This is a genomic window from Sediminivirga luteola (assembly GCF_014639315.1).
Classification (GTDB): Bacteria; Actinomycetota; Actinomycetes; order Actinomycetales; family Brevibacteriaceae; genus Sediminivirga; species Sediminivirga luteola.
In genome coordinates this window covers 208,982-231,470 of sequence record NZ_BMFY01000003.1, presented here as the reverse complement: position 1 = coordinate 231,470, position 22,489 = coordinate 208,982, and the positions used below count along the sequence as shown (strand labels likewise).

General features: G+C 70.4%; 21 protein-coding genes and 1 pseudogene. 8 read left to right on the top strand and 14 right to left on the bottom strand.

Features of this window, described 5'->3' with window-relative positions; translation table 11 throughout:
* From IEW13_RS04510 to IEW13_RS04480, 7 genes and pseudogenes are all read left to right on the top strand, one after another.
* A complete protein-coding gene (locus tag IEW13_RS04510) occupies window positions 1–276 on the top strand; it encodes a hypothetical protein (protein WP_188549740.1) in 276 nt (91 codons plus the stop codon).
* Window positions 277–304: 28 nt separating this feature from the next.
* A pseudogene (locus tag IEW13_RS04505) lies at window positions 305–900 on the top strand (YdhK family protein).
* A 59-nt stretch (window positions 901–959) separates the two neighbouring features.
* A complete protein-coding gene (locus IEW13_RS04500) occupies window positions 960–3,095 on the top strand; it encodes a heavy metal translocating P-type ATPase (RefSeq protein ID WP_188549738.1) in 2,136 nt (711 codons plus the stop codon).
* A 62-nt stretch (window positions 3,096–3,157) separates the two neighbouring features.
* Complete coding sequence (locus IEW13_RS04495) at window positions 3,158–3,517, top strand: MerR family transcriptional regulator (RefSeq protein WP_188549737.1); 360 nt, start codon at window positions 3,158–3,160, stop codon at window positions 3,515–3,517.
* On the top strand, window positions 3,514–3,936 hold the full coding sequence (locus IEW13_RS04490; protein ID WP_188549736.1) for a RidA family protein: 423 nt from the start codon (window positions 3,514–3,516) through the stop codon (window positions 3,934–3,936). The genes IEW13_RS04495 and IEW13_RS04490 overlap by 4 nt, the downstream gene beginning before the upstream one ends.
* Before the next feature lie 150 nt (window positions 3,937–4,086).
* Window positions 4,087–4,905 (top strand): L,D-transpeptidase family protein, encoded by an 819-nt coding sequence (locus IEW13_RS04485; protein ID WP_188549735.1) that lies wholly within the window; start codon window positions 4,087–4,089, stop codon window positions 4,903–4,905.
* On the top strand, window positions 4,889–5,512 hold the full coding sequence (locus IEW13_RS04480) for a dihydrofolate reductase family protein (RefSeq protein ID WP_188549734.1): 624 nt from the start codon (window positions 4,889–4,891) through the stop codon (window positions 5,510–5,512). Before IEW13_RS04485 ends, IEW13_RS04480 begins: the two co-directional genes overlap by 17 nt.
* A gap of 22 nt (window positions 5,513–5,534) precedes the next feature.
* Here the strand turns inward: IEW13_RS04480 and IEW13_RS04475 are convergent, their stop codons facing one another.
* Complete coding sequence (locus IEW13_RS04475; protein ID WP_188549733.1) at window positions 5,535–6,149, bottom strand: NAD(P)-dependent oxidoreductase; 615 nt, start codon at window positions 6,147–6,149, stop codon at window positions 5,535–5,537.
* 11 nt (window positions 6,150–6,160) lie between these two features.
* Window positions 6,161–7,393: an alpha/beta hydrolase family protein gene (locus tag IEW13_RS04470; protein WP_229744930.1), complete on the bottom strand. Its 1,233-nt coding sequence runs from the start codon at window positions 7,391–7,393 to the stop codon at window positions 6,161–6,163.
* A 98-nt stretch (window positions 7,394–7,491) separates the two neighbouring features.
* On the opposite strand from IEW13_RS04470, the gene msrB reads away from it, so the two are divergent.
* On the top strand, window positions 7,492–7,986 hold the full coding sequence (gene msrB, locus IEW13_RS04465) for a peptide-methionine (R)-S-oxide reductase MsrB (protein ID WP_188549731.1): 495 nt from the start codon (window positions 7,492–7,494) through the stop codon (window positions 7,984–7,986).
* Window positions 7,987–7,999: 13 nt separating this feature from the next.
* Here the strand turns inward: msrB and IEW13_RS04460 are convergent, their stop codons facing one another.
* The 12 genes from IEW13_RS04460 to acnA all read right to left on the bottom strand — a co-directional run bounded on the left by IEW13_RS04460 (window position 8,000) and on the right by acnA (window position 22,487).
* The gene (locus IEW13_RS04460; RefSeq protein ID WP_188549730.1) at window positions 8,000–9,400 is read right to left on the bottom strand and encodes an NAD(P)/FAD-dependent oxidoreductase; all 1,401 of its coding nucleotides are present in this window, start codon (window positions 9,398–9,400) and stop codon (window positions 8,000–8,002) included.
* 2 nt (window positions 9,401–9,402) lie between these two features.
* Complete coding sequence (locus tag IEW13_RS04455; protein WP_188549729.1) at window positions 9,403–10,524, bottom strand: ABC transporter ATP-binding protein; 1,122 nt, start codon at window positions 10,522–10,524, stop codon at window positions 9,403–9,405.
* The gene (locus IEW13_RS04450) at window positions 10,521–11,306 is read right to left on the bottom strand and encodes an ABC transporter permease (protein WP_188549728.1); all 786 of its coding nucleotides are present in this window, start codon (window positions 11,304–11,306) and stop codon (window positions 10,521–10,523) included. Before IEW13_RS04450 ends, IEW13_RS04455 begins: the two co-directional genes overlap by 4 nt.
* Window positions 11,303–12,193 carry an ABC transporter permease gene (locus tag IEW13_RS04445; protein ID WP_188549727.1) on the bottom strand — a complete coding sequence of 297 codons (891 nt, stop codon included), beginning with the start codon at window positions 12,191–12,193 and terminating at the stop codon, window positions 11,303–11,305. Before IEW13_RS04445 ends, IEW13_RS04450 begins: the two co-directional genes overlap by 4 nt.
* A 36-nt stretch (window positions 12,194–12,229) precedes the next feature.
* Complete coding sequence (locus IEW13_RS04440; protein ID WP_188549726.1) at window positions 12,230–13,354, bottom strand: ABC transporter substrate-binding protein; 1,125 nt, start codon at window positions 13,352–13,354, stop codon at window positions 12,230–12,232.
* 49 nt (window positions 13,355–13,403) lie between these two features.
* Complete coding sequence (locus IEW13_RS04435; protein WP_188549725.1) at window positions 13,404–14,021, bottom strand: cupin domain-containing protein; 618 nt, start codon at window positions 14,019–14,021, stop codon at window positions 13,404–13,406.
* Window positions 14,022–14,264: 243 nt separating this feature from the next.
* Window positions 14,265–14,984 carry a hydrogen peroxide-dependent heme synthase gene (gene hemQ, locus IEW13_RS04430; protein ID WP_188549724.1) on the bottom strand — a complete coding sequence of 240 codons (720 nt, stop codon included), beginning with the start codon at window positions 14,982–14,984 and terminating at the stop codon, window positions 14,265–14,267.
* A gap of 68 nt (window positions 14,985–15,052) precedes the next feature.
* Window positions 15,053–16,468, bottom strand: a complete 1,416-nt coding sequence (hemG, locus tag IEW13_RS04425) for a protoporphyrinogen oxidase (protein ID WP_188549723.1) — start codon at window positions 16,466–16,468, stop codon at window positions 15,053–15,055.
* Between the two features lie 17 nt (window positions 16,469–16,485).
* The gene (gene hemE, locus IEW13_RS04420; RefSeq protein ID WP_188549722.1) at window positions 16,486–17,544 is read right to left on the bottom strand and encodes a uroporphyrinogen decarboxylase; all 1,059 of its coding nucleotides are present in this window, start codon (window positions 17,542–17,544) and stop codon (window positions 16,486–16,488) included.
* 12 nt (window positions 17,545–17,556) lie between these two features.
* Entirely contained in the window at window positions 17,557–18,834 is a 1,278-nt protein-coding gene (locus IEW13_RS04415) for an HRDC domain-containing protein (RefSeq protein ID WP_188549721.1), read from the bottom strand.
* On the bottom strand, window positions 18,831–19,436 hold the full coding sequence (locus tag IEW13_RS04410; RefSeq protein WP_188549851.1) for a DUF3000 domain-containing protein: 606 nt from the start codon (window positions 19,434–19,436) through the stop codon (window positions 18,831–18,833). The genes IEW13_RS04415 and IEW13_RS04410 overlap by 4 nt, the downstream gene beginning before the upstream one ends.
* Window positions 19,437–19,778: 342 nt before the next feature.
* Window positions 19,779–22,487 carry an aconitate hydratase AcnA gene (gene acnA / locus IEW13_RS04405; RefSeq protein WP_188549720.1) on the bottom strand — a complete coding sequence of 903 codons (2,709 nt, stop codon included), beginning with the start codon at window positions 22,485–22,487 and terminating at the stop codon, window positions 19,779–19,781.
* Window positions 22,488–22,489: the final 2 nt, after the last annotated feature.

Genomic DNA, 22,489 nt, shown 5'->3' with positions numbered 1-22,489 from the left:
ATGACCGCACACGACCACCACCACACCGGCACCGGGAGCACTTCCGCGTCCGGAGGCGGATGCAGCGGCCACGGTCCAAGCGCCGAGGCACTCGCCCAGACGCCCGCGGCCGAGATGGCCGAGTGCCCCGTCATGGCCGGCAGCCCGGTCGTCAAAGCCGAGGCGGAAGCCGCCGGCCTGGTCCGCGACCACAACGGACAGCGCTACTGGCTCTGCTGCGCCTCCTGCGGGCCCCTGTTCGACGCCGATCCCGACCGCTATGCGAACGCGGCCTGAGACCGGGTCGCAGGGTGGAAGGACACACATGATGACACGACGAACTGACCAGCGCTCGCCCAGGCGTCTGGGTGCCGTCGTGGGCGCAGGACTGCTCAGCATCACCGTTCTGCTCACCGGCTGTGTTGCTGACGACGCCGACGAGGACTCGCCCCAGGCACCTCCCAGGATCACGGCGAGCATGGCGGGATGGATCACCCGGCCGACGGCGGCCCGGTGCCCGAGGGCATGACCGAGGCCACAGACCCCACCTACCCCATCGGCACCGAGGTCACCCTGACCGCGGACCACATGGCGGGCATGGACGGGGCGGCGGCGACGATCGCGGGCGCTTACGACACCTACACGTACGCGGTTGACTACACCCCCACCACCGGTGGCGACCCCATTACCGATCATCGCTGGGTCGTCCAGGAAGAACTCGCCGATGCTGGCGACGGCCGCCTGCCCGATGGCACCGAGGTCACCCTTGCCGCCGCGCACATGGAGGGCATGGACGGGGCGAGGGCCACGATCGTCTCCTCGACCGAGGAGACCGTCTACGTCGTCGACGTCGAAGCCGGCGGCATGACCATGACCAACCACAAGTGGGTCGTCGAGAGCGAGATACAGCCCGCGCCCTGAGACGCGGCAGCCACGCCACCAGCGCCGCCGCCAAGCGCCGGCACATCGGAGAGACGAACATGAACGAACACGCCACCCGCCACGGCGGGGACCACACCGGCCACGCCCATCACGCGGATCACGCGGATCACCGCGGAGCCGAGGGCACACCTCACGGTCACGACCACCACGGCGGCCATGACGGCCATGCGGGTCATGGCGATCACGTCGGGCAGTTCCGGCGGCTGTTCTGGATCATGCTCGCCTTGGCGGTGCCGGTGGTCGGCTTCAACGACATGTTCGCCCACCTCATCGGCTACCACCTGCCCGAGGCGGGATGGATCTGGTGGATCTCGCCCGTCCTGGGGACCGTGATCTACGCCTGGGGAGGCTGGCCGTTCCTGACCGGCGCGCTCGGCGAGATCCGCTCCGGCAAGCCCGGCATGATGCTGCTCATCGGGCTGGCCATCACGGTGGCGTTCCTCGCCTCCTGGGGTGCGAGCCTGCGCCTGCTGGACCATGAGCTGAACTTCTGGTGGGAACTGGCCCTGCTGGTGGTGATCATGCTGCTCGGTCACTGGGTCGAGATGCGATCGCTGGCCCAGACGACCTCAGCCCTGGACTCCCTGGCTGCCCTGCTGCCCGATGAGGCCGAGAAAATCACCGGCGACGACGTCGTGAAAATCGCTCCCGCCCACCTCGCCGTCGGCGATCTCATCATCGTGCGTCCCGGATCGGCGGTGCCCGCCGATGGACGGATCGTCGACGGGTCAGCCTCGATGGACGAGTCGATGGTCACCGGCGAATCCAAGACCGTGCGCCGTGAGGTGGGTGACTCGGTGGTCGCCGGCACTGTCGCCACCGACTCGGGACTACGGGTCGAGGTCACCGCGACCGGTGACGACACCGCTCTGGCGGGCATTCAGAAGCTGGTCGCCGATGCCCAGGCATCCTCCTCCCGCGCGCAGCGGATCGCCGACGTCGCCGCGGCGTGGCTGTTCTGGTTCGCGCTCGGCGCCGCCGCGATCACCGCCGTGGTCTGGTCCATCCTCGGCCTGCCGGACACCGCGGTGGTGCGCACCATCACGGTGCTGGTCATCGCCTGCCCCCACGCGCTGGGGCTGGCGATCCCGCTGGTGGTCTCCATCGCGACCGAGCGCGCCGCCCGCGGCGGCGTACTCATCAAGGACCGCCTCGCCCTGGAGTCGATGCGCACCGTCGACGCGGTGCTGTTCGACAAGACCGGCACTCTCACCAAGGGCGAGCCCACCGTCACCAGCACCGACCCGGTCGCTGGCCGGACCGACGACGAGGTGCTGGCGCTGGCCGCGGCCGCCGAGGCCGGCAGCGAGCACCCCCTGGCTCGCGCCATCACCGGGGCCGCGAAGGAACGCGGCCTCGCCGTCCCCCATGCCCGCGACTTCTCCTCGTCTCCCGCCGTGGGAGTCAAGGCAACCGTCACCGATGAACACGGAGACACCGCGGTTGAGGTCGGCGGCCCCTACCTGCTGGAGCAGCACCAGCTCGGCGAGCTGCCGGTTGCCGAGCAGTGGCGATCCGAGGGAGCGATCATCCTGCATGTCCTCGCCGACGGCGAGGTCATCGGCGCCCTGCGGCTGGCCGATGAGATCCGCCCGGAGTCCAGGGACGCCGTCGATGCGCTCCACGCCGCCGGCGCGCAGGTCGTGATGATCACCGGCGACGCCCGGGCCGTCGCCGACACCGTCGCTGCCGAGCTCGGCATCGACCGCGTGTTCGCCGGAGTCCGCCCCGAGGACAAGGCCGCGAAGGTTGCCGAACTCCAGCACGAAGGGAAGAAGGTCGCCATGGTCGGTGACGGCGTCAACGACGCTCCCGCCCTCGCGCAGGCAGATGTCGGCATCGCCATCGGCGCCGGCACCGATGTCGCCATCGGCTCGGCCGGGGTCATCCTCGCCTCCTCCGATCCGCGTTCGGTGCTCTCGGTCATCGACCTCTCCCGCGCCAGCTATCGCAAGATGAAGCAGAACCTGTGGTGGGCCGCCGGGTACAACCTGGTGTCCGTACCCCTGGCCGCGGGCATCCTCGCGCCGGTCGGATTCGTGCTGCCGATGAGCGTCGGCGCGATCCTGATGTCGGCCTCCACCGTCGTCGTCGCGCTCAACGCCCAGCTGCTACGCCGCCTCGACCTGCGGCCTGAGACCAGCACCGGCACGTTCCTCCGGGGCCGGCGATGACGGGCGCCGCTGAGGCAACCGGAGGGCCCGGTACGAACGCGCCGGAGGATCGCCCGGCGGCGATGAGCATCGGCGCTCTGGCCGCCGCCACCGGGGTGAGCGTGCGCTCGCTCCGCTACTACGAGCAGCAGGGCCTGCTGGAATCCGAGCGGAGCGCGGCCGGGCACCGGCGCTTCGCACCCGGATCCGCCGAGCGCGTCATCCTCATCCAGCACCTCTTCGCCGCCGGGCTCAGCAGCCGCACCATCGCGCCGATGCTGCCGTGCATGGTGGACGCCTCCCTCCGCACGCCGCTGCTGATCGAGGATCTGCGTGCGCACCGGGACCGGCTCGAACGCGAGATCCGCCGGCAGCAGGAGACGGTCCGCATCCTCGACCAGGTCATCGGCGCGTACAGGCAGTCGCCTACCGTGGAGGCATGACCCGTTTCCTCGAAGCCGCCGAGACCGCCATCGGCTCCCGTCCCCCGCTGTCCGATGCCGCCGAATACGCCTACGCCGCCATCACCCCGCCAGGCACGACGCTCATCCACGCCGCCGGCGCATGCCCGCTCGACCCGGACGGGGCCACGACTCCCATCGGAGACGTCTGCGGCCAGGCCGCTCTGTGCGTTCAGAATCTCGAGCAATCCCTGCTCGCCGCCGGCGCCACGCTGGCGGACCTGGTCAAGACCACGGTGTACGTCGCCTCCTCGGATCAGGCCGATCTGGTGGCGGCGTGGGAGGTCATCCGCGATGCCCTCGCTCCGCACCGCCCGCCGAGCACCCTGCTGGGAGTCGCCGCACTCGGGTACGACGATCAGCTCGTCGAGATCGAGGCGGTCGCCGCACTCCGCGAATAACGACAGCTGTGCGGCTGTGCGGCTGTGCGGCTGTGCGGCTGTGCAGCTGTGACGATGGTGACGGCTGAAGGCGGCAGCTCAGATCAGCCGGCGGTGCACGCGCCTGTCGGCATGACAAAGCCCGGGTGAACTGGAAAAGTGGGAAAGACCATGACTGGCTTCACACGGAACAGCGGAGGTACCCTGGCCGCCCTCCTCCTCGCCACGCTGGCTGGGCTGGCCGGCTGCGGCACCGCGGAGGCGGAGGCCACGCCGCTGACCCCGGCGCCGGTGCCCACGACGGCACCGCAGGGTTCCGCGGGACAGGATGGCACCGGCGCGCCCGCCCAGGCGGGCGCTTCGCTGAGCGCCCCCGCCCAGCTGGGCGCCGACGGTCAGGTCCTGAGCACGATCCCGGGCCTGGGTCCGGAGACCCTGGGGCAGATCGGCGAGGAGACCCGCCAGGTCCTGGTCTCCTCCTCCGCCGAGCAGCACAGCGACAACGCCTCCACCACCTATTACGAGCGTCATGAGGACGGCTGGGTCCAGCGCGCGCACTGGCGCGGCCACAACGGTTCCGCCGGGTGGCTGGAGGACCGGCGCGAGGGAGACCGGACGACGCCCGTGGGCGTGTTCGCCCTGACCGACGCCGGCGGATACCTGGAGGACCCCGGCGCCAAGCTGCCCTACACCCAGGAGAGCGGCTACCGTGAGGCGGCCACGACCGTGTACGGCGACGACATGGAGAACGTCTTCAACTACGTCATCGCCATCAACTACAACCGTGTCGAGGGCACCCCGCCCACCGACAGCGAACGGCCCGAAGGCTGGGAGCGCGGCGGCGGCATCTGGCTGCATGTGGACCACGGCAAGGGCACCCGCGGCTGCGTGACCATCCCGCAGGAGGGCATGGAGTTCCTGCTGCGGGAACTCGATCCCGAGCAGCACCCCCTCATGGTCATGGGGTCCTTCGATGACCTCGCCCGCTGAGCAGCCCGGGCCGGCCAGCAGCGGCGCCGCGGACCAGCCACCGCTGCTGATCTCGCTCGTCCAGTCCCTCAACGGCAGCTATGCCGCCGACGGGTGGACCACCGCCATCTCCAATGACGACGACTTCGGCTACTTCCGCGAACTCCGCCGCGCGGCCGGCGCCGTCATCATCGATCGCCGGACCGCCCTGAACCCCCAGCTGCCACGCATCAACGCGCCGGGGAAAGCGCTTGAGCGCACCCCCGTGCACGTCCTGAGCCGGACCGACCCCGCCCGGTTGCAGGCCGAACTCGACCGTACCGGGCTCGGCTACCGCGCCCACGGCATCGGCGGCGCACAGGGACGCGAACCCGAACGGATCCGGGCGGTCGTCCCCGCCCTCGCCCGGAAGGACCCGGCGGCACCGCTCCTGTGCGAGGCCGGGCCCCACCTGGCGTACCGCCTGCTCGCCGCCTACCCCGGTGCCGAACTCCATCTGAGCATCAGCCCGCTGTACCTGCACGGACCCGGCACCCAGGCCAGCAGCCTCCAGGCGCGCATCCCGCTGCGGCTGACCGGAACGGAACGCCGGGGCAACCAGATGATCCTGCGCTACCGGCACCGCTGAGCCCTGCCTGCCGGCGTTCGCCTCACTCCAGGACGCTCGACCAGTCGCCGCCCGGCTCCTGCAGCAGCGCCCGCACCCGGCCTGCGATCTCCTCCGGCTCGACCACGCGCTGGCCTGCGGCGACATCATTGCGCTCGTCTCCCCGCACCGGGGCGAGGATCTTCAGCTCGCGGAACGCCACCGGCTCCCCCGCGGCGCGGGCCTCGGCCTCCGTCACCCGGATGAGCATCTCCTGCGCGGCGCCGAACACCGAGATGGCGCCGGATCCCACGCACGGTTCGATCCCGGCGATCCCCCCGAGGGCGATGTGCACGAGCGGCGTCCCGCGGTCCTGTCTGCGCGCCAGCTCTCGGCTCACCCAGCAGGCGGCGGCGTGCGAGGCCAGGTGGCTGCCGTACTCGTGATCCAGGCTGCGCGGCCCGGCGTCCAGCAGCGGCGCGCCGACGAACCAGCCGCCCAGTGCCGCGACGGCGCCATGCACCTCCCGGCCCGCCAGCGCGTCCAGCAGCGGCCCGGGCTCAGCGGTCCAGTCGCCATACTCGGCCCGGGAGACGCCGACCACCTCGTACCGGTCCGACAGCAGCTCGGTGAGCGCCCGCCCGACGTGCCCGGAGGCACCGAACAGCACGAGGACCATGAGGTACCGGCCTAGCCGTCCTGCCGGCGGAGGATCTTGCTCTCCAGGAAGTTGGCCACGTCATCGGACCACCGCTCGGGGTCGACGTTCCACTCCTTGGTGTGCATCGCCCGGTCGTACTCGGGCATCGTGACGAGGTCCGCGCGGACCTTCGCCAGGCTGAGCGAGGGCTCGATCGGGACGAACTCGTCGTCCTTGCTGTGGATCAGCAGGACCGGCACATCGAGTTCCGCGGCGCGCGTGACCCAGTCCATCCGCTTCAGGTCCAGCGGCGTGTCCAGGCCGGTGAACGGCCTGGCCCAGGGCTGGGTGATCATCTCCAGGACCAGGCGTGCGATCGGCGTGGGCAGCTTGTTCACCCGGGCCTGGCGGTCCAGCACGTTGAACCAGTCCAGCACCGGCGCGTCCAGCACCAGGCCGGCGATCCGGTCGGTGAACCGGCCCCGCGACGCCGCCTGCAGCGCGATCGCCCCGCCCATCGACCAGCCGAACAGCACGACGCGGGAGGCCCCGGAGCGCAGCGCGTGCTCGATGGCCGCGTCGATGTCCAGCCACTCCGTGTCACCGAGCCCGTACCGGCTGGCCTTGCCGCGGCGCACTTCGGCGTCGTTGCGGTAGGCCGGCAGGATGGCGGGAACGCCGAGCGCATTGAGCGTGGCCGCCGCGCGGAGGCCCTCGGCACGGGTGCCACCGCGGCCGTGGATGAGGATGGCCCAGGTGTCTTCCGGCTGCGCGGCGTCGGTCGGCAGGAACCAGGCGGGGAGGTCGCCGATGTCGGAGGTCAGGGTGATGTCCTCGGCCAGGACCCCGGCGTGCTCGGGACCGGTGTAGTAGACGCCGGACCAGTGGCCCCAGCGGGCGCGGCGCAGATCCCCTGAGTCGACGGCCAGCACGGCCCTGGCGACCGTCCTGGAGCGCGGATCGTACTCGATGATGTCGCCGATGCGCGCGTGCCCGCGGCCGGAGTGGAAGAACAGGCTGTACCGGCCTGGGACGATCGTGTCGGTGGTGGCCGGCAGATGGATGACCATCTCGTCGTCGAAGCCCTGCACGTGCAGGATCTCGGTCTCCTCCGGCGCGTTCTGGGGCACCACGATCCGGCGGGCGAAATACACCGCCAGTCCCGAGCTCGCCACCGACAGGAGCGTTCCCGCCGCGGCGCCCGCTCCCAGGCCCAGGGCCAGCCACCGCAGGGCACTGCGCTGGGACTGGTCCGAGTTCCGGTTCAGAAATGGCGTGGTCACGCCTATCATTGTTCACCACAGCAGAGCCCAGTACAAACACCGTACGCCCACCCCAGCGCGAGCCACACCCGCGTGAAGTCCGCCAGCGAAGGAAGCCCATGACCTCGTCACATGATGTTCCCGGTGCTGTTCCCGCTCGCCCCGGCGAGCCCGCCGGGCCGACCGGTGCCGCCGGCTCAGCGGAGCTGCCCGATCCGCGTGCCCTGAGCGAGGACGACTGGCGGCGGCGCCTGAGCCCCGAGGAATACCACGTGCTGCGCGAAGCCGGCACCGAGCGGCCCTACACGGGCGAATACACCGAGACGACCACCGCCGGCACCTACCGCTGCCGGGCCTGCGGCGCCGCCCTGTTCAGCTCCACCACGAAGTTCCCGGCGCACTGCGGCTGGCCCGCCTTCTACGCGCCCCTCGCGGAGGACCGGGTCCGCTATCTGCGTGACGACTCGCTGGGAATGGAGCGGGTGGAGGTGCGCTGCGCCACCTGCGATTCCCATCTGGGCCACGTGTTCGCCGGCGAGGGATACGACACGCCGACGGATCAGCGGTACTGCATCAACTCCATCAGCCTGGACCTGGAGCCTGCCGGGGACTGACCGTACGCTTCCGCTAGGAGCGGCCGGCGAGCTTGTGGCCCAGGAGCGCGAACGACGAGGTCGCCGTGCCGCCGCGGCCGCGTTCGGCGTGATCGGCCATCCGGTACAGCTTGTAGATGGCGTTCGCGCCGGCCCAGCGCAGCGGTTCCGGTTCCCATCTGCGCGGCAGCGGCCGCACCCAGGTGGAGCGGGTCAGTTCCGTGTCCTCCCCGGCGATGAGATCGGCGGCCGTGCGCGCCGCCAGGTAAGCCGCCGTGACGCCCTGCCCGGCATAGCCGCCCAGCCGGACCAGGCGTGTTCCGCCGTGCTGCGCCTGGACGTCGATGAACGGCGACCAGTCTCGCGTCACGCCCAGCACACCGCACCAGGAATGGGCGAAGGACAGCCGCACCTGCGGGAAGAGGTCCTGCAGAGTGCGGCAGAGCTGTTCCACCGTGCGCGGGTCGAGGGCGCCGTCCTCGTCCAGGGCCGAACCCCAGCGGTAGGGCTTGCCGCGGCCGCCCATGGCGATCCGCCCGTCGGCGGTGCGCTGGGCATAGAAGTACATGTGCTGGGCGCCGCTCATGCACTCCGCGGCCTCCCAGCCGATCCGCTCCCACTGGTCCGGGCTCAGGGGATCCGTCACCACCATCGAGGACAGCATCGGCAGCAGCTCACGTCTGCGGCCCGGCAGCGCCGCCGTGTACCCCTCCGTGGCCAGTACCGTCACGGGTGCCCGCACGCTGCCGCCGGCCGTGCGGCACATGCCTGGGGCGATCTCCTCGGCCCTGGACTGCTCGAAGATCCGCACGCCGGCCTCCTCGCAGAGCTCGGCCAGAGCGTACATCAGCTTCGCCGGGTGCAGCCTGACCGCGTGCGGGCTGTAAGCCGCCCCGCGGATCCCGGGCACGTTCACCCGGCCCGCGGCCTCCTGCGCCGAGAGCAGGGTGATGTCCTCCTCGCCGAGTCCCCAGGCGCGTTCTGCGCGCACGTACTCCCGCATCCTGGCCAGTTCGCTCTCCGAACGGGCGATCTGCATCCACCCGCCACGCACGGCGTCGACGTCCTTGCCGGCGCGCTCGAAGATCTCCGGCACTTCCCGGACCGCGTCGAACACCCGGCGTTCCATCGCCAGCGCCTCCGCCGCGCTGTGCCCCGCGGCCAGCAGACGGCGGCGCTGCCCCACGGTCTTGCCGCTGAGCCAGCCGCCGTTGCGCCCCGAGGCGCCGTAGCCGACGCGTTCCTGCTCCAGCACGACGATGCGGGAACCGGGTGCACGGCGGGCGTGCCAGTAAGCGGTCCACAGCCCTGAGAGACCGGCGCCGACGATGACGACATCGGCGTCCAGGTCCTCCCCGAGGGCGGGGCGGGGCCCACGCGGGTCCGGCACCGAGTGGAGCCAGAAGGATCCGTGGCCATTGGGCATTCCAGTCATGTTCAGGCGTCCTCTCGTGCCAGGATCCTGGCGTCGGCGGGGTTCCAGCTCAGCCGCACGGGAGCGCCGATGTCCCCCACCGTGCCGCCGATGTCCTGCGAGCGGACGATCCCGCCGCCCCCGGGCAGTCCGACCCGGTACTTGACCGCATTGCCGACATAGGTGATGTCCTCGATGACGCCCCGCACCGAATGGACGGCATCGCCGGAGCCGTCCCCGCTCGCCGGCGCGGAGGCCTCCGCGCCGGCGATGCCGATCCGCTCGGGACGGATCATCATCTGCGCCGGGCCGCTCCACTGCGGGGAACTCGAGGCGGCAGCCGTGCTGAAGCGCCCCGCCTCGGTGCTGAACTCGCCGTCGGCGTAGCTGCCGGCGATCATGACCGATTCACCCACGAACTCGGAGACGAAGACGTTCTCCGGGTTCTGGTAGAGCTCGCGCGGCGTGCCGATCTGCACGATCCGGCCCTTGTCGAACACCACGATCCGGTCGGACAGCGCGAGCGCCTCGTCCTGGTCATGGGTCACGAACACCACCGTGGTGCCGAGCTCGCGGTGGATGCGGCGGATCTCCAGCTGCAGCTGTTCCCGCAGCGCCTTGTCCAGCGCGCTCAGCGGTTCGTCCATCAGCAGCAGCGGCGGGCCGAAGCAGATCGCCCGGGCCAGCGCCACGCGCTGCCGCTGGCCGCCGGAGAGCTGCGTGGGCATGCGGTCCTTGAACTCCGTCAGTCCCACGGTCTCAAGCGCGAACGCGACGTCCCGGGCGATGGCGGCCCGCGGCAGCTTGCGCTGCTTGAGCGGATAGGCGATGTTCTTCTCCACCGTCATATGCGGGAACAGGGCGTACCCCTGGAACACCATGCCCAGGTTCCGCTTGTGAATCGGCAGGCTGGTCAGGGAGTTCCCGCCCAGCAGGATCTCCCCCGCGGTGACCTCCTCGAAGCCGGCGATGCAGTTCAGCGTGGTCGTCTTGCCTGAGCCGGAAGGCCCCAGGAAGGTGACGAACTCCCCGGGCTCGATCGTCAGCGAGATGTCCTCGATCGCGGTGAAGGACCCGAAGCGCTTAGTCACGCCGCGCAGCTGAAGCGCGGCACCGGTGACATCGCCGGAGTGCTCGGGGCTCATGTATCGGCCTTTCGTCGGGTGCGGGCGAAGATCGCGATCAGGGCGGCGGCGGTCGTGATGGTCATGATGACCGAGGCCGCCGCGGCGATGGTCGGATCGACCTCGCGCTGCAGCGAGGAGTACATCCGCACGGGAAGGGTCTGCAGATAGGGGTTCGAGATGAACATCGACACGATCACCTCGTCGAACGAGGTGATGAACGCGAAGAGGAACCCGGAGGCGACACCCGGCATGATCGCCGGGACGGTCACGGTGAGGAACGCCTTGGGCTTGCTGGCCCCGGAGATCCACGCGGCGCGCTCCAGCTGCCGGTCGTAGGAGACCAGCACCGCGCCGACGTTCACCACCACATAGGGCAGCGCCAGCATGGTGTGGGCGATCAAGAAGCCGGGCAGCGTGCCGACCAGGCCCATCCGCAGGAACAGGGCGTAAAGGCCGACGCCGAAGATCACCGAGGGCACCAGCATCGGCAGCACCAGCAGGCTGTTGGAGAAAGTCTTCCGGAAGCCGGAGACCCGGCTGAGGCCATAGGCGGCGAGCGTGCCCAGCACCGTCGCGATGATCGCGACGAGCAGGCCGATCTGCAGCGAGTTCAGCAGGCCTCCCAGCCACTGCGAGCTGGAGAAGAAGCTCTCGTACCAGCGCCAGGAGAACTCCCGGGGCGGGAACGCCAGTGAGCGGTCCGCGGTGAAGCTCAGCGGGATCACCACCAGGGTGGGCGCCACCAGCCACAGCGCCACCGGGACGCAGAACGCGTAGAGCGCGATACGGGACTTCCTCATAGCTGCGCTCCCCCCGCCACGTTGACCTTCAGCCCGAGCGCCCGGGTCACGAGGTAGACCAGCACGAAGGCGAGCCCGACCGTCACCAGCAGCGCCACCGCCAGCGCACCGCCCTGGCCCCAGTTGAGCAGGTCGACGATCTGGTTGAACAGCGCATTGGGCAGGATCTGCTCCCGCGGGGAGCCCAGCAGCGCCGGCGTGACGTAGAAGCCCAGCGACAGGATGAACACGATGAGCGCCCCGGAGAGCACCCCTGGCAGGGACATCGGCAGGTACACGGTGAAGAACGCCTTCACCGGCGGTGCGCCGAAGGTCTGCGCCGCGAGCGGGATCCGCATGTCGATCGACCTCATCACCGCCACCATCGGCAGCACCATGAACGGCATGAGCACCTGGCACATGCCGATCAGCACCGCGGTCTGGGTGTAGAGCAGCGACTGCGGCGGCAGTCCCACGCCGGTGAGCATCGCATTGAGCACGCCGTTGTTCTGCAGGATGATGATCCACGCGAAGGTGCGCACCATCATCGACGTCCAGAACGGCAGCAGCACGACCAGCAGCATGATGGCCTGCACCCGGGGCCCGGCCGTCGCCATGGCATAGGCGTAGGGGTAGCCGATGAGCGCCGTGATGAGGGTGGCCGCGCCGGCCAGCCGCAGGGTGCGGCCGATCAGCGCGAGCGTGTGATCGCTGGCGAACAGCCAGGCGAAGTTCTGCAGGCCCGGCTCCGGCTCGGTCACCGCTCGCACGAGCACCGTGAGCATGGGCACCACGAAGCACAGCACGACGATGAGGATCACCGGCAGCACCAGGATGCCGTAGGGGCCCAGGCCCCGGCGCGCCCGCGGGGGCGCGCCGGAACCGGCCGGGCGGGTGGCGGTGGTCATGGACCAGCCTCCTCACTTCGGATGGACGGCACGGGCTCAGCTGTTGAGGAACTCGTCCCAGCGCGTGCTGAGCTCCTCCATGTTCTCGCCCCAGTACTGCTCGTCCGCAGCGGCGGTCTGCTCGATCACCTCGGGCCGGGAGACGTCGAACTCCTGGGCCTCGGGGCTGAAGTCGGGCTCGGAGTTGACGTTCACCGGCGAGTAGGAGGTCAGCTCGGCCATGGTCTGCTGCTGCTCGGCGCCGAGGGCGTAGTTGATGAAGGCGTGCGCCGCGGCGAGGTTCTGGGTGCCCTTGGCGATGGAGAAGCTGTCCGCCTGCAGGAACGCCTCGTTCCACACCGGCACGAAGTTCGCGCCGCTCTGGTTCGCCTCGTAGATCCGGCCGCTCCAGCCGAAGACGATGTCGGCCTGACCGCCCTGGATCATCTGCGTCTGCTCCGCACCGGAGCTCCAGTAGGTCAGCGAGTCGGAGATAGAGTCCCACTTGGCGACCGCGCGCTCCAGGTCCAGCGGATAGAGCTCGTCCTCGGGAACGCCGTCGGCGATCAGCGCTGCCTCGTAGGTGCCCGCGGTGGGAGTGGGCCGGCCGTCGATCGCGCGGGTGCCGGGGAAGCGCTCGGTGTCGAAGAAGTCCTCCCAGCTCTGCGGAGCGTCATCGCCGTAGGTGTCGGCGTTGTAGAACATCCCGTAGACATAGCCGAGCGAGGCGATGTAGCAGTCGCCCTGCGGCATGCCCTCGGGGAACTGCGAGGTGTCGATGAGGTCCCAGTCGATCTCCTCGTACAGCTCGCCGCAGTAGGCGGCGTTCTGCATCGGGCTGGCGTTCACGACGTCCCAGGCCACATTGCCCGACTCCACCTGGGCGCGCAGCTGGGCGGCGTCGGTGGGGCCGTCGTCGAGGATCTCCGCGCCGGTGACCTCGCCGAACGGGTTGCCGAAGGCTTCCATCTGCCCGTTCTGGAACTCGCCGCCCCAGGAGACGTAGGTGAGGGTGACGCCGTCGAGCGAGTCGGCCGGCGCCTCTCCCACGACCGGGTCGGCGAATACCGACTCGTCGACCTCCGCGTCGCTGGCACCGCCCTGCATGCAGCCGCTGAGCAGGAGCGCGCCTGCCGCGACGACCGCCGCCGGCCGCCAGTAGCCGTGTGTTCTGTTCGTCATGTCCAGTCCTCCCAGTGTGTGTGCAGCCCCGGTCCTCGTGACCGTCCCGCTAGAGGTCCCTCACGACCCAGGTGATCTCCGCATCGGCGGTGCCGATGTTCTCCACCCGGTGCATCGTCTCCGACGGGAAGACGATGCTGTCGCGGGCCCGCAGCAGGTACTGCCTTTCATCGATCTCCACCGCGACGAATCCGCTGCGGCAGATGATCAGCTCTCGTTGCCCGTCGTGGGTGTACGCCTTCGCCCCCGAGGACCCGCCCGGCGGCAGGTCGACGGTGTAGACGTCCACCCCGGGAAGCTCGGCGGAGGTGTAGACGCGCTTGGTGGCGCCCTCCAGATCGATGACCTTGACGTCCTCGGCCTTGAGCACCTCGACGGCGCGGGGCCCGTCCTGGAACAGCGCGCCCAGGGTGATCCCGAGCGCCGCGCAGATCCGGGTGAGCGAATTGATGCTGGCGTCGGTGCGGCCCCGTTCGAACTGGCTGATGAAGGAGACGCTCAGGCCGGCCGCCTCGGCCAGATCGCCCTGGCGCATCCCGCGGGCCCGGCGTCGCTGCCGGATCGCCTCACCGAGCACTGCCTGCGTCCCGGCTGCGGTCAGGACGTCTGCCTCCGCCGCGCCGATGGCGCCCTCCGAGGGGTGATGCCCGGATGCGCCTGCCGCCACGTTCCCTGCCCCTCCGCACGATCCGCGTCAGTGTGACGCAGCTAACATTCTGAATTCGCTTTCGTCTATACGAACACGAGAACGCGCCGAGGGCAACAGTCAGACAGCAACGTCATGAGATGTTTACACACAATATTGCGAGTGAGTTCGCACTGGCATGATCGCGGAGCGTCCGGGCTGCGCACGACGAAGGCGCCGGTGCGCGGGTACGCATCGGCGCCTTCGTCGTGGTCCGGTCAGGCTTCAGGCCCGCGGGAACGCCTCCAGGAGCTCTGCCCAGCCGCGGCGCCGGCCGGTGTAGAACGGGATCTCCTCGCGCACGTGGCGGCGGGCCTCGGTGGCCCGGAAATCCCTCATCAGATCCACGATCCGGTGCAGCTCCTCGGCCTCGAACGCCAGCAGCCACTCGTAGTCGCCCAGAGCGAAGGCGGCCACGGTGTTGGCCTTGACGTCCTCGTATCCGGCAGCGGCCTGCCCGTGGTTGCGCAACAGGGTGCGGCGCTCGTCATCGGGGAGCAGGTACCACTCGTAGGACCGCACGAAGGGGTACACGCACAGGTAGCGTCCCGGCTCGGCGTCGGTGAGGAAGGCCGGCACATGGGACCGGTTGAACTCGGCGGGCCGGTGAACGCCCATCGCGGACCACACCGGAGTCAGCGAGATGCCCAGGCCCGAGGCGAGTAGGGCGTGATAGGCCGCCTGAACCGTCTCCGCCTGGGGGGCGTGCCACCAGACGAGGATGTCGGCGTCGGCGCGCAGGCCCGCCACGTCGTAGACACCGCGCACCACCAGGCCGTCCTTCGCCAGGCCGCCCAGGGCGGACTCCACCTCCCGTGCCAGCTTCTTGGGACCTGCCGTCAGCGGGGCGCTGACCTTGAACACGCTGTAGGCGAGGTAGTGGACCGAGGCGTTGATCCGCTCGATCTCGTCGTCACTGGGCTTGGTGTAGCCGGACGTCGTCATGGCTTTCTCTTCCCTTCTTTCACTGCTGCTGTCTTCTCACTGCTCCGCCGCGCACGCGGCGGCTGTCCTCATGGTCCCGCCGGGCGGTCCGCTGGTTCTCCCGCCAGCGCGGAGGCGGCACGATGTGCCCGGCCGATGCAGGCGGGGATGCCGACACCGTCGTACGACGACCCGGCGAGCGCCAGTCCCGGGGCAGCGCGCAGCGCCCGTTCCGCGCGGGCGACGAGACCGGCATGGCCGGGAGCGTACTGCGGCAGGCTGCGCTGCCAGCGCGTGACCTCCGAGGCGAGGACGCCGGCGGTCGTGCCGGTCAGGCGGCGGTAGTCCTCCAGGGCGCGTCGCATCAGCTCGTCGTCGTCCAGGCCCAGCAGCCGCTCGTCCCGGTGCCGGCCGATGCTCATCCGCACCAGCGCCGTCGACGGCGGCAGCGCCTGCGCCAGCCAGGGCCATTTCCTGCACGAGTGGGTGGCGGCCTTGATCACACGGGTCTCGAGCGCCGGGATCAGGAAGCCCGAGCCTTCCGGGAGGCCCGCCGGGGTGCTGACTTCAAGCAGCACCGTCACCACGGCCTGGGACGACCATTCGAGCCGGTCCAGCGCAGCGGCGGCGTCCCGGGCGTGCGGGCGCAGCAGAGGCGCTGCCGCCCAGGCCGGCAGCGCCAGGATCACGCCGTCGAACGATCCGGGGACCGGGCCGGCAGGCGTGCGCAGCGTCCACCCCTCCCCGGCGCGCTCCAGCGCCGTGACGGGTGCATCCGGGTGCAGCTGCGCTCCGCGGTGGCGCAGATCCTCCTCCAGGGCCGCGACCAGCCGGCTCATGCCGCCGCGCAGGCCCATGAAGACCGGTGTGCGGCGATGAGCAGAACTGCCGCCGTCGGTGCCCGCAGTGCCCTCACCGGGCGAGCTGGCCGCGGCTGCCAGCGCGATCAGGCTGCGTCCGGTCCGGGCGGCTTCCCAGAACGCCGGGACCGTCTGCTGCAGGGAGAGGTCCCAGGCGCTGCCGGCGTACACCCCGCCCAGCAGCGGATCCACCACGCGGTCGACCAGCGCGACGCCGAACCGGCCGGCGAGGAACTCCCCCACCGTCAGGTCCTCGTGCACCGGCACGATGCGTTCGTCCCGGACGCGCTCGACCTCGGACTCGTCCAGCAACCCGGCCAGCTGATCCGGATCGCCGGGGATCCCCATCACGCCGCCGGGAACGGGATGGAAGCCGCCTCGGCTGAGGATGCGCGCCTGCTGCGAGGGATCAGGGTGCTGAAGGTCCAGTCCCAGCTCCCGGCACAGCGCCGCGGTCTCCGGGCGCCGGAACAGGGAGGCTTCGGCACCGGTGTCGGCGCTCACCGGCAGGACGCCGCCAAGGGTGGTCCCGCGGATCAGCCCGCCGAACCGCGGGCCCGCCTCGAAGAGGTGCACCCCGGCACCCTGGCCGAGCAGATCCCGGGCCGCGGTGAGCCCGGAGATCCCGCCGCCGATGACGGCCATCCGCCGGTCCGGCATGCTCAGGCGGTGCGCTCGTGGACGTAGTCGACCACCCGGCGCAGGGCGTCGGGATCCGTGGCCGGCAGGACACCGTGGCCCAGATTGAAGATATGGGCGCCGGCTTCCGCGCCGGTGCGCTCGCCGTGCGCGCGCCCGGCCTCCAGGATGGTGTCGATCCGGGGCCGCAGCGCCTCCCAGGGGGCGAAGAGCAGTGCCGGATCCAGATTGCCCTGGAGCGCCTGGCCGGGGCGCACACGGGACGAGGCAGCCGCCAGGTCCACCCGGAAGTCGACCCCCACGACCTCGGGGCCCGCCTCGGACATCGCGCCCAGGAGCTCGCCGGTCTGCACGCCGAAATGGATGCCCGGCTGCGGGCCGCCGCCCAGGGCCTGGAAGATCCGGGAGCTGTGCGGCAGCACATGGGCGCGGTAATCCGCCTCGCCCAAGTATCCGGCCCAGGAGTCGAACAGCTGGAAGGCGCTCGCGCCGGCCTGCAGCTGCACGCGCAGGAAGGTCTCCGAGATCCGCGAGAGCTTGCCCAGCAGCGCCGAGAACAGCTCGGGGCGGGCGATCATGAGCGATTTGGTGCGCTCGTGATTGCGGCTCGGGCCGCCTTCGATCAGATAGCTGGCCAGGGTGAAGGGGGCTCCGGCGAAGCCGATCAGCGGGGTCTGCCCGAGTTCGGCGGTCAGCAGCCGCACGGATTCGGCGATATCGGCGATCTGTTCCTCATCGAGCTCCGGCAGCGCCTCGACGTCTGCCTCGGTGCGGATCGGCTCGGCGATCACCGGTCCGGTCCCGGCCACGATCTCCACATCCACCCCGGCGGCCTGCAGCGGCACGACGATATCGGAGAAGAAGATGGCGGCGTCCACGCCGTGCCGGCGGACCGGCTGCAGGGTGATCTCGGTGACCAGCTCCGGCCGGCGGCAGGACTCCAGCATCGTGGTGCCTTCGCGGACCCGCCGGTACTCCGGCAGGGAGCGGCCTGCCTGGCGCATGAACCACACGGGCGTGTGAGCGCGGTTACGGCCGCGCGCGGCGGCCAGGAGGGGGCTGGTGTCGGCGGAGACGGTCATGGCTCCATTCTCTCAGACCGCGTGCCGGCGCAGGACCTCGGTGACAGGCGCGAGGGCCTGCTCGATCTGCCAGGGGCGGGCGTCGTGATCACGCAGGTACGCGGCGACGGCCTCCTCCTGCACGTGGGCGGCCGAGGCGAAGCGGCGTTCCCCGGCCAGTTCCCGGACCACGGCGGGCGAGAGCAGGATCTCCGCGCCCATGTGCAGGGCCGCGGCACGCGCGCGCAGCGCCTCCTTCAGGGCGGCCAGGCGCTCCTTGATCTGATTGCGCTCCGCCTGGCTGCGGCGGGAGCGCGGGGCTGCCTCGGGATGGCGGCTCGGCAGCGCCTCCTCGGGCAGGGCACTGGCCTCCTGCACCGCGGCGTACCAGCGCTGGGCGTCTTCGGCACCGGGCACGCGCCGGCGGTCGGTCCTGGCGATGATGTCCCTCAGCTCGCGGGCACTGCCCGGCGGACGCGTGGCCAGGGCCAGCAGCGCCCGGTCGCTCAGCAGCCGGCCGGGGGCGAGATCGGCTTCGCGCGCCCGGTCGTCGCGCAGCTCCCACAGTGCCCTGGCGACGGCCAGATGGCGGCGGGCGGGCAGGCGCCCGACGCCTTTGACCCGCCGCCACGGTTCGTCGTGAACGGCCGGGGCGAAGCGGGCCAGATGCGCGAACTCCTGCTCCGCCCATCCGGTTTTGCCCGCCGCCTCGAGTTCGGCGGCCAGGACGTCCCGGACGGCCAGCAGGACCTCCACGTCGAGGGCCGCGTAACGCAGCCAGTCCTCCGGCAGCGGCCTGGTGGACCAGTCCACGGCGGAGTGCTCCTTGGCGAGGCGGACGCCCAGGGTGCGTTCCACCACGGCGCCCAGGCCGAAGCGTTCCCAGCCGAGCAGCCGGGCCGCGTACTCCGTGTCGAACAGACGGCCGGGGACGAGGCCGCGCTCGGCCAGGCACGGCAGGTCCTGCGTCGCCGAGTGCAGCACCCATTCGGCGCCGGCCAGGTGCGGCTGCAGGAGATCCAGGTCGCCGAGCGCCTCGGCGTCCAGCAGCAGCGTGCCGGTGCCCTCCCGGCGCAGCTGCACCAGGAAGGCGCGCTGACCGTAGCGGAACCCGGAGGCGCGCTCGGCATCGACCGCGACTGGCCCGGTGCCTGCGGCGAGCTCCGCGGCCACCGCGGCGAGCCCCTCTGCCGTGCCGATGACCTCGGGGATGCCGTCGGCGGGCTCGCCCAGCAGCGGCAGCTCCGGCGCCTCTTCCTGCGGCGGATCTCCGGCGGGCGGGGCGCCGGGCGGCTGATGCGATGCGGTCACCGGCGCAGCCCCGGCATCGCCGTGACGCCCTCCGGGAGCGGAGGCACTCCGGCGACGGTGCGCAGGGTCCGCACCCAGGCGTGCAGATGAGCTGCGGCGGCCTCGGGTGCCGGGATGATGGGCGTCCACGAGGCCCGCAGCTCCACGTCGATGCTCTGCGGGCGGCCGGCCAGGCTGCCGAAGCTCTCTGACAGCACGCGGGTGGCGGTGCCGCCGGCGTGCCGGTACTGGCACTCGCCGTCGTCAAGGGATTCGGTGAGCCAGGACCAGGTGACCGAGCCGATCATCGGATCGTTGCCCAGTTCGGTCTCCAGTTCGGCACGGATGTAGGAGACCATGCGGTAGCAGCCGTCCCATTCCGGCGGCGCGGCCGGGTCGAACAGCAGGACCAGCCGGCCGGTGGCGAGTTCCTCGATGTCCTCGTCCTGGCGGATGTTCTGCTCGGAGGCGAGGACATCCGCGGAGACGGCGAAGGCGTAGGGAGCCAGGCGGCTCGGCGGTGAGATCTCCTCGACCCGCACATGGGCCCACTCACCGGCGCTGCGCAGCACCTCGCACACCCGGGCGAACTCCCCGGACGGATCTCCCAGTTCCAACGGCATGTTCACGTCTCCAGGGTACGAAACCCACCCCGCCCGCTCCTACGGGCCACGCCGGTGTCCCGCCGCGCACGTTCAACACCACCACGTTGCCGGAGCATTGCCGGAGCGGCTTCCGGGCGCGACCGTGCCGTCACAGTCCCGCCGTCTACGGCCGGACGCCGGCGCTCCCAGCTCCCGTTTCCCGGAGCGATGCGGTCGCTAACCGGTGAGACACGGGAGCGTACGCGTACTTCTGCTGCATGCCGTATGCGCGGCTGCCGCACCATGCAGGAGGCGCCGCCGCCCGTCCTCGGAAGGAAGGGCGACGGCGCCTCGCCTGCAGGCTGCCTGCCGGCTAGCTGCTCAGGCCTGCTGGCTCACCAGCTGGCGCAGCACGTACTGCAGGATGCCGCCGTTGCGGTAGTAGTCCGCCTCGCCGGGGGTGTCGATGCGGACGACGGCGTCGAACTCGACCTTCTCGCCGCTCTCCTTGGTGGCGGTCACGTGGACCGTCTTGGGCGTGCGGCCCTCGTTGAGCGCGCTGATACCGGAGATGTCGAAGGTCTCGGTGCCGTCGAGCCCCAGGGACCCGGCCGATTCACCGGCCGGGAACTGCAGCGGCAGGACGCCCATGCCGATCAGGTTCGAACGGTGGATCCGCTCGAAGCTCTCGGTGATGACGGCCTTGACGCCCAGCAGCGCGGTGCCCTTGGCGGCCCAGTCACGCGAGGACCCGGAACCGTACTCCTTGCCGCCGAGGACCACCAGCGGGATACCCGCCTGCTGGTAGTTCTGGGAGGCGTCGAAGATGGTGGTCTGCGGGCCGCCTTCCTGGGTGAAGTCGCGCGTGAAGCCGCCCTGGACCCCGTCCAGCAGCTGGTTCTGCAGCCGGATGTTGGCGAAGGTGCCGCGGATCATGACCTCGTGGTTGCCGCGGCGCGAGCCGTAGGAGTTGAAATCCTTGCGCTCGACGCCGTTGGCCACCAGGTACTTGCCCGCCGGGGTGTCCGCCTTGAAGGAGCCGGCCGGGGAGATGTGGTCGGTGGTGACTGAGTCCCCCAGCTTGGCCAGCACGCGGGCGCCGGCGATGTCCTCCACCGGCTCCGGGGTCAGCGACATTCCCTCGAAGTACGGGGGCTTGCGCACATAGGTGGACTTCTCGTCCCAGGCGAAGGTGGAGCCCTCGGGGGTGTCGAGTGCCTGCCAGCGCTCGTCACCGTCGAAGATCGAGCCGTACTCCTTAGTGAACATGTCCGTGGAGATGGACTCGTCGATGATCTTCTGCACCTCGGCCGGGTCGGGCCAGATGTCCTTCAGGTAGACCTCGTTGCCGTCCTCGTCGTAGCCGAGCGGATCGTTCTCGAAGTCGAAGTTCATGCTGCCGGCCAGGGCGTAGGCGATGACCAGCGGCGGCGAGGCCAGGTAGTTCATCTTCACATCGGGGCTGATCCGGCCCTCGAAGTTGCGGTTGCCGGAGAGCACCGCGGTCACGGAGAGGTCGTTCTCCTGGATGGCCTCGGAGATCTCCGGCTCCAGCGGGCCGGAGTTGCCGATGCAGGTGGTGCAGCCGTAGCCCACGACGTAGAAGTTGAGCTTCTCCAGCTCCTGGAGCAGACCGGACTTCTCGTAGTAGTCGGTGACCACCTTGGATCCGGGGGCGATGGACGTCTTCACCCACGGCTTGGACTTCAGGCCCTTGGCCGCGGCATTCCTGGCCAGCACGCCCGCGGCCATCATGACCGAGGGGTTGGAGGTGTTGGTGCAGGAGGTAATCGAGGCGATCGACACGGCGCCGTTGCTCAGCTCGAACTCGCGGCCGTCGGCGGTGGCGACCTGCACGGACTTGTCCACTTCGCCGTCGGTCGCGTAGTTCGTGATGTCCTTCTGGAACTGCGACTTGGACTCCGAGAGCTTGATCCGGTCCTGCGGGCGCTTGGGCCCGGAGATCGACGGGACCACAGTGGACAGGTCCAGCTCCAGGTACTCGGAGAACGCGATCTCCCGCGCCGGGTCGTGCCACAGGCCCTGTTCCTTGGTGTACGCCTCGACCAGGGCGATCTGCTCCTCGGAGCGGCCGGTCAGGCGCAGGTAGTCCAGGGTCACCTCGTCGATCGGGAAGATCGCGGCGGTGGAGCCGAACTCGGGGCTCATATTGCCGATGGTGGCGCGGTTGGCCAGCGGGACCTCGGAGACGCCCTCGCCGTAGAACTCGACGAACTTGCCCACGGCGCCGTGCTTGCGCAGCATCTCGGTGATGGTCAGCACCACATCGGTCGCGGTCACGCCGGAGGGGATCTCGCCGGTCAGCTTGAAGCCGATCACCCGCGGGATCAGCATGGAGACAGGCTGGCCGAGCATGGCGGCCTCGGCTTCGATGCCGCCCACGCCCCAGCCCAGGACGCCCAGGCCGTTGACCATCGTGGTGTGCGAGTCGGTGCCCACCAGGGTGTCGGGGTAGGCGCGCAGCACCTTCTCGCCGTTCACGGTGACCTCGCGCGGCATCACGACGCGCGCCAGGTACTCGATGTTCACCTGGTGCACGATGCCCATGCCCGGGGGCACGACCTTGAAGTCGTCGAAGGCGGTCTGGCCCCAGCGCAGGAACTGGTAGCGCTCGCCGTTGCGCTGGTACTCGATGTCGATGTTCCGCGCCAGCGCGTCGGCGCTGCCGAAGGCGTCGATCTGGACGGAGTGGTCGATCACGAGCTCGGCGGGCGAGAGCGGGTTGATCTTGTCCGGATCTCCGCCCAGGTCCTTGACCGCCTCGCGCATGGTGGCGAGGTCGACGATGCAGGGCACGCCGGTGAAGTCCTGCATCACGACGCGGGCCGGGGTGAACTGGATCTCGGTGTCCGGCTCGGCGGTGGGATCCCAGCCGCCGAGCGCGCGGATGTGGTCGGCGGTGATGTTGGCGCCATCCTCGGTACGCAGCAGGTTCTCCAGGAGGACCTTCAGGCTGAACGGGAGCTTCTCAGCCCCGTCGACCGTGGACAGCCGGTAGATCTCGTAGGACTTCCCTCCCGATTCGAGGGTGCCCTTGGCCCCGAAGCTGTCAATCTGACTCATCGTCACTC